Consider the following 12,462-nt stretch of genomic DNA (forward strand, 5'->3'; position numbering starts at 1 on the left):
CGAATATGTGCTATAGTAGCGCCCCATTTTCACCAGATGCTTAAAACTTCGCCATGTCGTCAGAAAACTCGTCCCGCTATCCTGCCCACCGTTTTTCCATCGCGCCGATGCTCGACTGGACAGACAGACATTGCCGCTACTTCCTGCGTCTGCTGTCGCGCCACACCCTGCTCTATACCGAGATGGTGACCACCGGGGCGATCATTCACGGCAAGGGTGACTATCTCGCCTACAGCGAAGAGGAGCATCCGGTGGCGTTGCAGCTGGGCGGCAGCGATCCGGCGGCGCTGGCGCACTGCGCCAAGCTGGCTGAGGCGCGTGGCTACGACGAAATTAACCTCAACGTCGGCTGTCCTTCCGATCGCGTGCAGAACGGCATGTTTGGCGCCTGCCTGATGGGTAATGCGCGGCTGGTGGCCGACTGCGTGAAAGCGATGCGCGACGTAGTCTCCATTCCGGTGACGGTAAAAACCCGCATCGGCATCGACGATCAGGATAGCTACGAATTTCTCTGTGATTTCATCGGTACGGTGTCCGGCAAGGGGGAGTGCGAGATGTTTATCATCCATGCCCGCAAAGCCTGGCTCTCTGGCCTGAGCCCGAAAGAGAACCGTGAGATCCCGCCGCTGGATTACCCGCGCGTGTATCAACTGAAGCGCGATTTCCCGCAGCTGACCATGTCCATTAACGGCGGCATTAAGTCCCTTGAAGAGGCGAAAGGGCATCTGCAGCATATGGACGGCGTTATGGTGGGCCGTGAGGCGTACCAGAACCCGGGCGTGCTGGCGGCCGTAGATCGCGAAATCTTTGGTGTGGACGTTGCCGATCGTGACCCGGTGGCGGCGGTGCGGGCGATGTACCCTTACATTGAGCGCGAGCTGAGCAACGGCACCTATCTGGGCCATATCACCCGTCATATGCTGGGGCTGTTCCAGGGTATCCCGGGGGCGCGCCAGTGGCGTCGTTACCTGAGTGAAAACGCCCATAAAGCGGGTGCCGATATCGAGGTGCTGGAGCAGGCGCTGCGTCTGGTGGCAGACAAACGATAATTTTCACCAAAACTTCGTCAAATTCACCACGCCCGGCAACGCATTGCCGGGCGTTTTGTTTCAATATCAATAGGTTATTTTTGGCACGGATCTTGTAAATATCACATCAGCGTATCGTTGTGATGCATTTGGGAGAGAGCCATGCTGGAACTACTTTTTGTGATTGGATTTTTTGTCATGCTGTTGGCAACCGGCGTCTCGTTGCTGGGGATCATCGCCGCACTGGTGGTTGCGACAGTCGTGATGTTTATCGGGGGACTGTTTGCCCTGATGTTGAAACTGTTGCCGTGGTTGCTGTTAGCCGTGGCGGTGGTGTGGGCAATACGGGCGATTAAATCGCCAAAACTCCCACGCTATCAGCGCAATAACCGTTTTCGTTACTAAGGTATTGAGCGGTTCGTCACATCCTTGCAACTTTTACGGCATCATCACTTAGAACAGAATAGGATTTAGTTATCGAATCTGTCACTATGACCGCCGTTAAAGAATTCATCGCGCTGTACCCTACATACAGCCGAACTAAAAAAAAGCAAAGAAAGAAAAGGGCTTCCCACGGGAAGCCCAATTTTTTATCAAGGGATAAGCAAACTCGACCCCTGCGTCGCCCGACTCTCCAGCACTTCATGCGCGCGTTGCGCATCACTCAGCGGATACTTCTGCGCCTCGGCTACATCCACCTTAATCACGCCGCTGGCAATCAACGAGAACAGCTCGTTGCTGGCCTCGACCAGTTCGTCATGGTTGGTGATATAGCCCTGCAGCGAAGGACGGGTGGCAAACAGCGACCCTTTCTGGTTAAGAATGCCGAGGTTAACGCCGGTCACCGGGCCGGAAGCATTACCGAAGCTAACCATCAAACCGCGACGTTGCAGGCAGTCCAGCGAGGCTTCCCAGGTATCTTTCCCCACCGAGTCATACACTACACGCACCTTTTTGCCGCCGGTGATCTCTTTCACCCGCTCAACAATGCTCTCTTCACGGTAGTTAATCACCTGCCAGGCACCCGCCTGCAGCGCGCGCTGCGCCTTTTGCGCATTACCCACCGTGCCGATGAGTTTAGCCCCCAGCGCTTTTGCCCACTGGCAGGCGATCAGGCCCACACCGCCGGCGGCAGCGTGGAACAGAAACTGTTCGTCAGGTTTGATTTCATAGGTTTTGCGCAACAGGTAGAAGACCGTCAGCCCCTTCAGGAAGGAGGCGGCTGCCTGCTCATAGGAGATGGCGCCGGGCAGAATCGCTGCTTTATCTGCCGGGACGTTGTGGACCGAGCTGTAGGCCCCGAGAGCCGATTGCGCATACACCACGCGATCGCCCTCTTTAATATGTTTTACCGCACTACCGACTTTCACCACCACGCCCGCCGCCTCGGTACCCAGACCGCTCGGCAGAGCAGGGGGCGGATAGAGCCCGCTGCGGATGTAGGTGTCGATGTAGTTAATACCAATGGCTTTGTTTTCGACCTGGACTTCGTTCTCCCCAGGCGCGGTGGGAGTGAACTCTACCGCCCTGAGAACGTCCGGGCCGCCGTGTTTATGAAATTCAATACGCGTTGCCATGCTCCCTCCATTAGAATTAGAAAATATGGTAATCTTTCGACCCACTCTCTATCTCGGTAACTCCATTCACTATGGCAGGAAACAAACCCTTCAACAAACAGACTGAACCCCGGGAACGCGATCCCCAGTTAGCCGGATTAAAGGTTCCGCCTCACTCGATCGAAGCGGAACAGTCGGTGTTGGGCGGTTTAATGCTGGATAACGAACGCTGGGACGACGTCGCCGAACGCGTGGTCACTGACGATTTCTACACCCGACCGCACCGCCATATCTTTACCGAAATGGCGCGGTTGCAGGAGTCCGGCAGCCCTATCGACCTGATCACGCTCGCGGAATCGCTGGAGCGTCAGGGGCAGCTGGAGTCGGTAGGCGGCTTCGCTTATCTGGCTGAACTGTCGAAAAACACCCCAAGTGCGGCGAACATCAGCGCCTATGCTGACATCGTGCGTGAACGTGCGGTGGTGCGCGACATGATTTCCGTTGCCAACGAAATCGCCGAAGCCGGTTTCGATCCGCAGGGGCGTAACAGCGATGAACTGCTCGACCTGGCCGAATCCCGGGTATTTAAAATCGCCGAAAGCCGGGCCAATAAAGACGAAGGGCCGAAGAACATCGCCGACGTGCTGGACGCCACCGTCTCGCGTATTGAGCAGCTGTTCCAGCAGCCGCACGATGGGGTTACGGGCGTTAACACGGGCTATGACGATCTGAATAAAAAGACCGCCGGTTTGCAGCCGTCGGATCTGATTATCGTCGCCGCCCGTCCGTCGATGGGTAAGACGACATTTGCGATGAACCTCGTCGAAAACGCGGCGATGTTGCAGGATAAACCAGTTTTAATCTTCAGTCTGGAGATGCCCTCCGAGCAGATCATGATGCGTTCTCTGGCATCGCTGTCCCGCGTGGACCAGACCCGTATTCGTACCGGGCAGCTGGACGATGAGGACTGGGCGCGGATCTCCGGCACCATGGGCATCCTGCTGGAAAAACGTAATATCTATATTGATGACTCTTCCGGTCTGACGCCAACGGAAGTGCGCTCCCGCGCGCGCCGTATCGCCCGCGAGCACGGCGGCATTGGTCTGATCATGATCGACTACCTCCAGCTGATGCGCGTCCCGTCGCTCTCTGATAACCGAACGCTTGAGATCGCCGAAATCTCCCGCTCGCTGAAAGCACTGGCGAAAGAATTACAGGTACCGGTTGTGGCCCTGTCGCAGCTTAACCGCTCCCTGGAACAACGTGCCGACAAACGTCCGGTCAACTCCGACCTGCGTGAATCCGGCTCTATCGAGCAGGATGCCGACTTAATCATGTTCATCTATCGTGACGAGGTTTATCACGAGAACAGCGACCTGAAAGGGATCGCGGAAATTATTATCGGTAAGCAGCGTAACGGCCCCATCGGTACGGTGCGGCTTACCTTTAACGGCCAGTGGTCGCGTTTCGACAACTATGCTGGCCCGCAATACGATGACGAATAACTCTCCGACCTTCTTTTAACAAGGATTTGCAATGCAAGCGGCAACAGTAGTCATTAACCGCCGCGCTCTGCGACACAACCTGCAACGCCTGCGTGAACTGGCGCCCGCCAGCAAGCTCGTTGCAGTCGTGAAAGCGAACGCTTACGGACACGGTCTCATTGAGACCGCGCGAACGCTCCCTGATGCCGACGCCTTTGGCGTCGCCCGTCTCGAAGAAGCCCTGCGCCTGCGCGAAGGGGGGATCACCCAGCCGATTCTGCTGCTCGAAGGCTTCTTTAACGCCGCCGATCTCCCGACTATCGCCACGCAACGGCTGCATACCGCCGTACACAATCTGGAGCAGCTCGAAGCACTGGAAAATACGGTGCTCAGCGAGCCCGTCACCGTGTGGATGAAGCTCGACACTGGCATGCACCGTCTGGGCGTGCGCCCGGAGCAGGCGGAGGCGTTTTACCAGCGCTTAAGCCAGTGCAGGAATGTACGTCAGCCAGTCAATATCGTCAGCCATTTTGCCCGTGCCGATGAGCCTGACTGTGGTGCCACCGAGCAGCAGCTCGATATCTTTAACACCTTCTGCGAAGGCAAGCCGGGGATGCGTTCGATTGCGGCCTCCGGCGGTATTTTGCTCTGGCCGCAGTCCCATTTTGACTGGGCGCGTCCAGGGATCATCCTGTACGGCGTCTCGCCGCTGGAGGGTAAGCCCTGGGGACCGGACCTCGGTTTTCAGCCGGTAATGTCACTCACCTCCAGCCTAATTGCGGTGCGCGAGCACAAAGCCGGGGAGCCGGTCGGCTATGGCGGGACCTGGGTCAGCGAGCGCGACACCCGTTTAGGCGTGGTGGCGATGGGCTACGGCGACGGCTATCCGCGCGCGGCGCCATCCGGGACGCCAGTGCTGGTGAATGGCCGGGAAGTGACCATTGTTGGCCGCGTGGCGATGGATATGATCTGCGTCGACCTCGGGCCAGAGGCGCAGGAGAAAGCGGGTGATCCGGTGACGCTGTGGGGCGAAGGTTTGCCCGTGGAGCGAATCGCGGAAATCACAAAAGTAAGTGCTTACGAACTTATCACGCGGCTGACGTCGCGCCTGGCGATGCGGTATCTTGATTAATAATAACTTTCCCTCCCCCTGGAGGGATGAGATATCCGCACGGCCGTTTCCCTCTCAGAAAGGGCTGGGGTAAGGGGGAACATACGACTGAAGTGGTTGTTCCGTTCACCTTACGTTCGCTGCTTCTCTGTAAACCACGTCACCCGTGAACGTGCTAAGGGGGCTCGCCGCCGCCCCCTTAGCAATCCCGGCTCCCGGCAAAGAAAATCGCCGCTTCGCGGTGCCCTCAGCTTATTCCTTCAGGCTTTCGGGTCGGGCACCAGCCTGCATCCCTGCAGGCTATGCCCTCTCGGCGCGTCCCTGCGCCTCGCCCCGGCCTTCCGGAAACGCTTCGGCGATTTTCAGCCGGACCAGGGAGCCGCTGTAAGTTATTTATCTCCTTAGGATTCCGGCATGGCTTTAAGGGCAATAAAATTACTGGTGATTCCAGGGCCCTGCAGGACCAGGGTGAGGAGAAACAGGCCGCGCCGCAGGTTCTGTCGCCCACACCCCATCTTCATTAACATCCTCTCGATCTTCTGCCACTTCCGGTTTATTGTTGAATTCCCTGCCTCATTATTATCCGGAGAACCATCGCGTGTTCCAGAAAGTCGACGCCTATGCTGGCGACCCCATCCTCTCCTTAATGGAGCGTTTCAAAGACGATCCGCGTGGCGATAAAGTTAACCTCAGTATCGGTCTTTACTACAACGAAGCGGGCATCATCCCGCAGCTGCAGGCCGTTGCCAAAGCCGAAGCGCGTTTGAACGCCACGCCGCACGGTGCGTCGCTTTATCTGCCGATGGAAGGGCTTAACAGCTACCGTCACACCATCGCCCCGCTGCTGTTTGGCGCAGACCATCCGGTGCTGACGGAGAAGCGTGTCGCTACCATCCAGACGCTGGGCGGCTCCGGCGCGCTGAAGGTCGGTGCCGACTTCCTGCACAAATATTTCCCGGAATCGGGTGTCTGGGTGAGCGACCCGACCTGGGAAAACCACGTCGCCATCTTTGAAGGCGCGGGCTTCACGGTGAATACCTATCCGTGGTTCGATGACCAGACTAACGGCGTACGCGTTGGCGCCTTGCTGGAAAAACTGAGTACCCTGCCGGAACGCAGCATCGTGCTGCTGCATCCGTGCTGCCATAACCCGACCGGTGCCGATCTGACGAATGCGCAGTGGGATGCAGTTATCGAGGTGCTGAAGGCCCGCAACCTGATCCCGTTCCTCGACATCGCCTACCAGGGCTTTGGCGCCGGGATGGAAGAGGATGCTTACGCCATCCGCGCTATCGCCAGCGCAGGTCTGCCGGCGCTGGTCAGCAACTCCTTCTCCAAAATCTTCTCGCTGTATGGCGAGCGTGTCGGCGGCCTGTCGGTGGTCTGCGAAGATCAGGACGCCGCCGGGCGCGTGCTGGGCCAGCTGAAGGCGACCGTACGCCGTATCTACTCCAGCCCGCCAAACTTCGGTGCGCAGGTGGTGGCAACCGTGCTGGGTGATGACGAACTCAAAGCCGAGTGGCTGGCAGAAGTGGAAGCGATGCGCACCCGCATTCTCGCCATGCGCCAGACGCTGGTGGATGTGCTGAAGGATGCCGTTCCGGGGCACAACTTCGACTACCTGCTACAGCAGCGCGGCATGTTCAGCTATACCGGCTTCAGCGCACAGCAGGTAGACCGCCTGCGCGACGAGTTCGGCGTCTATCTGATTGCCAGCGGACGCATGTGCGTTGCAGGCCTGAATAGCGGCAACGTTCAGCGCGTGGCGAAGGCCTTCGTTGCTGTAATGTAAGCACTTACTCACGGCCTTCTTCTTTTGGCGAAGGGGGCCGTAAAGAGATAATCCCTCACTGGCTCCTGGCACAGACAGGAACACTTTTTAAGCAGATTTACCCGCTGCGGGTTTTACCTTTCGTCGTATTGCTGCACACTTAGAGGGATCAACCTGTAAAACGGAGCAGCACATGTGGTATCAGCAAACCCTGACCCTGCGCGCCAGGTCTCGCGGTTTTCACCTGGTGACAGACGAGGTCATCGGTCAGATTCGCGATCTTCCCCGCATCAACGTGGGTTTACTTCATCTGTTGCTGCAACACACGTCAGCCTCTCTCACTCTTAATGAGAACTGCGATCCCACCGTCCGTTCCGATATGGAGCAGCATTTTCTCAAATCCATTCCCGACAGTGCCCGCTGGGAACATGATGACGAGGGGCCAGACGACATGCCTTCCCATATTAAATCCTCCACGCTAGGCGTCTCTTTACTGCTGCCGGTCAATCACGGCCGCGTACAGCTGGGCACCTGGCAGGGGATCTGGCTGGGAGAACATCGTATCCACGGCGGTTCGCGCAAAATCATCGCCACGCTACAAGGGGAATAAAGATGACAATTTCGGAGATACTTCAGTACTGCATGAATAAGCCGGGTGCGGAGCAAAGTGTGCACAGCGACTGGAAGGCAACCCAAATCAAAGTCGCTGACGTGCTGTTTGCGATGGTGAAAGATGTGGAGGGGCGTCCGGCGGCCTCGTTAAAAACCAGCCCTGAACTGGCGGAACTGTTGCGCCAGCAGCACAACGACGTGCGTCCCAGCAAGCACCTGAATAAAGCGCACTGGAGCACGGTCTATCTGGACGGGTCGATTCCGGATTCGCAGATTTATTATCTGGTGGATGCCTCTTACAAGCAGGCGGTGGAACTGCTGCCGGAGATGACCCGGCAGCAGCTGTCAGTGTAACTACTTCAGAAGTGGTTTAAGGAAGCGGGCGGTGTGCGAGGCTTCGCACTCCGCGACGGTTTCCGGGGTGCCGGAAACCAGTATTTCACCGCCGCCGCTGCCGCCTTCCGGACCGAGATCGACAATCCAGTCCGCGGTTTTAATCACGTCCAGGTTGTGCTCAATCACCACGATGGTGTTGCCCTGATCTCTGAGCTGGTGCAGCACGTCGAGAAGCTGCTGGATATCGGCAAAGTGCAGACCGGTGGTCGGCTCATCCAGAATGTACAGCGTCTGCCCGGTGCCGCGTTTGGAGAGCTCACGCGCCAGCTTCACGCGCTGCGCCTCCCCGCCCGAGAGGGTAGTTGCCGACTGGCCCAGACGAATGTAGGTCAGACCGACATCCATCAGGGTCTGGAGCTTACGCGCCAGCGCCGGAACGGCATCAAAGAACTCGCGCGCCTCTTCGATGGTCATATCCAGCACTTCGTGGATGGTCTTGCCTTTGTATTTGATCTCCAGCGTTTCGCGGTTATAGCGCTTGCCCTTGCACTGATCGCACGGCACGTAGATATCCGGCAGGAAGTGCATCTCAACCTTGATCACACCATCGCCCTGACAGGCTTCGCAGCGCCCGCCGCGCACGTTAAAGCTGAAGCGGCCCGGCGTGTAGCCGCGTGAGCGCGATTCCGGCACGCCGGCAAAGAGTTCACGTACCGGCGTGAATACACCGGTATAGGTCGCCGGGTTAGAGCGCGGGGTACGACCAATCGGGCTCTGGTCGATATCGATCACTTTGTCGAAGTGCTCCAGACCGTGGATCTCGCGATACGGCGCCGGTTCAGCCAGCGTCGCCCCGTTCAACTGGGTCTGGGCAATCGGGAACAGCGTGTCGTTAATCAGCGTCGATTTACCGGAACCCGACACCCCGGTAATGCAGGTGAACAGGCCGACCGGCAGGGTGAGCGTCACGTCTTTCAGGTTGTTGCCGCGGGCGCCGGTGAGTTTCAGTACTTTTTCCGGGTTGGCAGGCACGCGCTGTTTTGGCACCTCAATCTTGCGTTGACCGCTCATGTACTGGCCGGTCAGGGACTCCGGCACCGCCATGATGGCGTCCAGTGGCCCTTCTGCCACCACCTGGCCGCCGTGAACACCCGCACCCGGCCCGATGTCGATCACGTGGTCGGCGGCGCGGATGGCATCTTCATCGTGCTCAACCACAATCACCGTGTTACCGAGGTTACGCAGGTGGATCAGAGTCCCAAGCAGACGTTCGTTGTCACGCTGATGCAGGCCGATAGACGGCTCATCCAGCACGTACATGACGCCCACTAAGCCCGCACCAATCTGGCTCGCCAGACGGATACGCTGGGCCTCGCCGCCGGAGAGCGTCTCTGCGGAGCGGGAAAGCGTCAGGTAGTTCAGGCCAACGTTCACCAGGAATTTCAAACGATCGCCAATCTCTTTCAGCACTTTCTCGGCGATTTTCGCCCGCTGGCCGGAGAGCTTCAGGTTGGTGAAGAAGTCCATCGCATGACCGATGCTCATGTCTGAGATGGCCGGCAGCGGCGTGTTTTCCACATACACGTGGCGCGCTTCACGACGCAGACGGGTACCGTCACAGGTGGCGCAGGAGCGGTTGCTGATGAACTTCGCCAGCTCCTCACGCACGGCGCTGGATTCGGTCTCTTTGTAGCGGCGCTCCATATTGTGCAGCACGCCTTCAAACGGATGGCGACGCACCGAGGTATCGCCGCGATCGTTCATGTATTTGAACTCGATGTTCTCTTTGCCGGAACCGAACAGGATCACTTTGTGCACGGTTGGGCTCAGGCTGCCCCACGGCGCTTCAACGTCAAATTTATAGTGCTCTGCCAGCGACTTCAGCATCTGGAAATAGTAGAAGTTACGCTTATCCCAGCCGCGGATAGCACCGCCCGCCAGCGACAGTTCCGGGTTCTGGATCACCCGGTCGGGATCGAAGTACTGCTGTACGCCCAGGCCATCACAGGTCGGGCAGGCGCCCGCCGGGTTGTTGAACGAGAACAGGCGCGGTTCCAGCTCGCGCATGCTGTAGCCGCACACCGGGCAGGCGAAGTTGGCGGAGAAGAGCAGCTCCTCCGCTTTCGGGTCGTCCATATCGGCAACCACCGCCGTACCGCCGGAGAGATCCAGCGCGGTCTCGAACGACTCCGCCAGGCGCTGGGTCATGTCGTCACGCACCTTAAAGCGGTCGATCACCACCTCTATGGTGTGTTTCTTTTGCAGCTCCAGCTTCGGTGGATCGGAGAGATCGCACACTTCCCCGTCGATACGGGCGCGGATATAGCCCTGGCTTGCCAGGTTTTCCAGCGTTTTGGTGTGCTCGCCCTTACGCTCTTTAATGATTGGTGCCAGCAGCATCAGGCGTCTGCCTTCCGGCTGCGCCAGCACGTTGTCCACCATCTGGCTGACGGTCTGGGCCGCCAGCGGGACATCGTGGTCCGGGCAGCGCGGCTCGCCTACGCGGGCATAGAGCAGACGCAGGTAGTCATGGATTTCGGTGATGGTCCCGACGGTGGAGCGCGGGTTGTGGGAGGTCGACTTCTGCTCAATGGAGATGGCAGGCGACAACCCTTCGATATGGTCGACGTCCGGTTTTTCCATCAGCGACAGGAACTGACGCGCATAAGCAGAGAGCGACTCAACGTAACGACGCTGTCCTTCGGCATAGAGGGTGTCGAAAGCCAGAGAGGATTTGCCTGAGCCTGAAAGCCCGGTGACGACAATCAGCTTGTCGCGAGGGATGACGAGGTTGATATTCTTGAGATTGTGGGTGCGGGCGCCCCGAACTTCGATCTTATCCATTCACCTTTCCCGGTAGGTAGATACACGGAATGCCTGGTTTGTTTGAAGGACAACCGGCATAAACGATTAATTATGACACAAATTGACCTGTCTGGATATACAGTATTGAGATGCAAATTCAGATTCGTTGTGCAAAAATAGACCACGAAAAGAGTTGGGTGGAATCTGCCTCGCAGCTATGAACATGCGGCATGGAAATGGTACACTCGCGCGTTTACACTATTTAGAAATTGTTTTCAGGAGACACGATCATGGCCAGCAGAGGCGTAAACAAGGTGATTCTCGTCGGTAATCTGGGCCAGGACCCGGAAGTACGCTATATGCCGAGTGGTGGTGCAGTGGCCAACATTACGCTGGCTACCTCCGAATCCTGGCGTGATAAAGCGACCGGTGAGATGAAAGAGCAGACCGAATGGCACCGCGTCGTGCTGTTTGGCAAACTGGCTGAGGTGGCCGGTGAGTATCTGCGTAAAGGTTCTCAGGTCTATATTGAAGGCCAGCTGCGTACCCGCAAATGGACCGATCAATCCGGTCAGGAAAAATACACCACTGAAGTGGTGGTGAACGTTGGCGGCACCATGCAGATGTTGGGCGGTCGTCAGGGCGGCGGTGCGCCGGCAGGTGGTGGCCAGCAGCAGGGCGGTTGGGGTCAGCCTCAGCAGCCGCAGGGCGGCAACCAGTTCAGCGGCGGCGCGCAGTCCCGTCCGCAGCAGCCGTCTGCGCCAGCGCAGTCCAACGAACCGCCAATGGATTTCGACGACGACATCCCGTTCTGATAGCCAGAACCTGCGATTCGCAAAAACAAAAAAACCCAGACGCATGTCTGGGTTTTTTTGTATTCAGCCTTTATGCCCGCGGGCATCAGGTGTACATCATCGGCCAGTCCGGCGGCGTATGGCTCATTGCCTCAACCATGATCGTTTTAACGTTATTCCAGACCGCGGCCATATCCAGCAGGGTGATGCCCAACAGGCCGGTGGCAAACCAGCAGGCCGCCGCCAGACCCAGACAGGTGCTGATCACCGCCAGCACCGCGTAATCCGATTTCTTGAACTGTATATTCAGCGTACTGGCCAGAAACATCAGCACCGCGCTCAACAACTCCCAGCGTGCAAAGACAACACCGGTGGTAATAGCTGCCATAAGACCGATTCTCAAAGATAACCGCCGCCGGGTGTAGCGCGACGTTGCCCGGACGTGGCAAACTGGCTACCGGCAAGCTCAGACTGACAAAATGAAACGATGTTTTTTGTTACATCAGATGTGTGAACTATATCACACTTGTTCTTTTATTCGCCAGTGGGCAAATGCATGAAAATGGCGTTTTTTAACCCGGCTTTTGTTGTATAAATAGCCCGAAGAAATATTTCTTTAGTCTGCTAAGTGCCCGTTTGCGACAACTTTATTGAAAATTCATTGAGATAAGAAAACATGTACAGGCAGCATGTCGATGTACAATATTTACAGCCTCAGGGCTATGGATTATGCGGTAATGCTGCCAACTTACTGATTTAGTGTATGATGGTGATTTTAAGGTGCTTGCGTGGCTTCCATTTCCATCAGATGTCCTTCCTGCTCCGCTACTGAAGGCGTGGTGCGTAATGTGATTCATGACTGGGGTGAAGTCGTAACAAGGTAACCGTAGGGGAACCTGCGGTTGGATCACCTCCTTACCTTAAAGAACCTGCCTTTGCAGTGCTCACACAGATTGTCTGATGAA

12 protein-coding genes are annotated in these 12,462 nt (G+C 57.3%); 9 read left to right on the forward strand and 3 right to left on the reverse strand.

Features of this window, described 5'->3' with window-relative positions; all coding sequences use genetic code 11:
- Positions 1-53: 53 nt before the first annotated feature.
- Together dusA and pspG are read left to right on the forward strand one after the other, a co-directional pair.
- Positions 54-1,049 carry a tRNA dihydrouridine(20/20a) synthase DusA gene (gene dusA / locus FHC51_RS07105; RefSeq protein ID WP_220435191.1) on the forward strand — a complete coding sequence of 332 codons (996 nt, stop codon included), beginning with the start codon at positions 54-56 and terminating at the stop codon, positions 1,047-1,049.
- A gap of 141 nt (positions 1,050-1,190) precedes the next feature.
- Positions 1,191-1,433, forward strand: a complete 243-nt coding sequence (pspG, locus tag FHC51_RS07110) for an envelope stress response protein PspG (protein ID WP_039031939.1) — start codon at positions 1,191-1,193, stop codon at positions 1,431-1,433.
- Between the two features lie 188 nt (positions 1,434-1,621).
- Here the strand turns inward: pspG and FHC51_RS07115 are convergent, their stop codons facing one another.
- Positions 1,622-2,605, reverse strand: a complete 984-nt coding sequence (locus tag FHC51_RS07115; protein ID WP_103825397.1) for a quinone oxidoreductase — start codon at positions 2,603-2,605, stop codon at positions 1,622-1,624.
- Positions 2,606-2,676: 71 nt separating this feature from the next.
- Between FHC51_RS07115 and dnaB the strand changes: the two genes are divergently transcribed.
- The 5 genes from dnaB to FHC51_RS07140 all read left to right on the forward strand — a co-directional run bounded on the left by dnaB (position 2,677) and on the right by FHC51_RS07140 (position 7,916).
- Positions 2,677-4,089, forward strand: coding sequence for a replicative DNA helicase (gene dnaB / locus FHC51_RS07120; protein WP_103177851.1), 1,413 nt, complete (start codon positions 2,677-2,679; stop codon positions 4,087-4,089).
- A gap of 31 nt (positions 4,090-4,120) precedes the next feature.
- On the forward strand, positions 4,121-5,200 hold the full coding sequence (alr, locus tag FHC51_RS07125) for an alanine racemase (protein WP_220435192.1): 1,080 nt from the start codon (positions 4,121-4,123) through the stop codon (positions 5,198-5,200).
- Positions 5,201-5,777: 577 nt separating this feature from the next.
- Positions 5,778-6,971: an aromatic amino acid transaminase gene (gene tyrB / locus FHC51_RS07130; RefSeq protein ID WP_220435193.1), complete on the forward strand. Its 1,194-nt coding sequence runs from the start codon at positions 5,778-5,780 to the stop codon at positions 6,969-6,971.
- A 172-nt stretch (positions 6,972-7,143) separates the two neighbouring features.
- The gene (locus FHC51_RS07135; RefSeq protein WP_156237519.1) at positions 7,144-7,560 is read left to right on the forward strand and encodes a secondary thiamine-phosphate synthase enzyme YjbQ; all 417 of its coding nucleotides are present in this window, start codon (positions 7,144-7,146) and stop codon (positions 7,558-7,560) included.
- A gap of 2 nt (positions 7,561-7,562) precedes the next feature.
- Positions 7,563-7,916 carry an MmcQ/YjbR family DNA-binding protein gene (locus FHC51_RS07140; RefSeq protein ID WP_103825401.1) on the forward strand — a complete coding sequence of 118 codons (354 nt, stop codon included), beginning with the start codon at positions 7,563-7,565 and terminating at the stop codon, positions 7,914-7,916.
- Here FHC51_RS07140 and uvrA read toward each other — a convergent pair whose 3' ends face one another.
- Positions 7,917-10,742 (reverse strand): excinuclease ABC subunit UvrA, encoded by a 2,826-nt coding sequence (uvrA, locus tag FHC51_RS07145; protein WP_103825402.1) that lies wholly within the window; start codon positions 10,740-10,742, stop codon positions 7,917-7,919.
- Positions 10,743-10,993: 251 nt separating this feature from the next.
- Between uvrA and ssb1 the strand changes: the two genes are divergently transcribed.
- Positions 10,994-11,518, forward strand: coding sequence for a single-stranded DNA-binding protein SSB1 (gene ssb1 / locus FHC51_RS07150; RefSeq protein ID WP_114316148.1), 525 nt, complete (start codon positions 10,994-10,996; stop codon positions 11,516-11,518).
- An 85-nt stretch (positions 11,519-11,603) separates the two neighbouring features.
- Here ssb1 and FHC51_RS07155 read toward each other — a convergent pair whose 3' ends face one another.
- On the reverse strand, positions 11,604-11,885 hold the full coding sequence (locus tag FHC51_RS07155; RefSeq protein WP_103825404.1) for a YjcB family protein: 282 nt from the start codon (positions 11,883-11,885) through the stop codon (positions 11,604-11,606).
- 400 nt (positions 11,886-12,285) lie between these two features.
- Between FHC51_RS07155 and FHC51_RS23210 the strand changes: the two genes are divergently transcribed.
- Positions 12,286-12,381: an IS1 family transposase gene (locus FHC51_RS23210; RefSeq protein WP_220435194.1), complete on the forward strand. Its 96-nt coding sequence runs from the start codon at positions 12,286-12,288 to the stop codon at positions 12,379-12,381.
- Positions 12,382-12,462: the final 81 nt, after the last annotated feature.

It is taken from the genome of Leclercia sp. EC_58 (genome assembly GCF_019584355.1).
In the GTDB taxonomy this organism is placed as follows: Bacteria; Pseudomonadota; Gammaproteobacteria; order Enterobacterales; family Enterobacteriaceae; genus Enterobacter.

Coding starts and splice junctions, on each gene's coding strand:
- alr (WP_220435192.1), top strand. CDS start 4,121: ATGCAAGCGGCAACAGTAGTCATTAACCGCCGCGCTCTGCGACACAAC.
- uvrA (WP_103825402.1), bottom strand. CDS start 10,742: ATGGATAAGATCGAAGTTCGGGGCGCCCGCACCCACAATCTCAAGAAT.
- dusA (WP_220435191.1), top strand. CDS start 54: ATGTCGTCAGAAAACTCGTCCCGCTATCCTGCCCACCGTTTTTCCATC.
- FHC51_RS07115 (WP_103825397.1), bottom strand. CDS start 2,605: ATGGCAACGCGTATTGAATTTCATAAACACGGCGGCCCGGACGTTCTC.
- FHC51_RS07140 (WP_103825401.1), top strand. CDS start 7,563: ATGACAATTTCGGAGATACTTCAGTACTGCATGAATAAGCCGGGTGCG.
- ssb1 (WP_114316148.1), top strand. CDS start 10,994: ATGGCCAGCAGAGGCGTAAACAAGGTGATTCTCGTCGGTAATCTGGGC.
- FHC51_RS07155 (WP_103825404.1), bottom strand. CDS start 11,885: ATGGCAGCTATTACCACCGGTGTTGTCTTTGCACGCTGGGAGTTGTTG.
- FHC51_RS07135 (WP_156237519.1), top strand. CDS start 7,144: ATGTGGTATCAGCAAACCCTGACCCTGCGCGCCAGGTCTCGCGGTTTT.
- pspG (WP_039031939.1), top strand. CDS start 1,191: ATGCTGGAACTACTTTTTGTGATTGGATTTTTTGTCATGCTGTTGGCA.
- dnaB (WP_103177851.1), top strand. CDS start 2,677: ATGGCAGGAAACAAACCCTTCAACAAACAGACTGAACCCCGGGAACGC.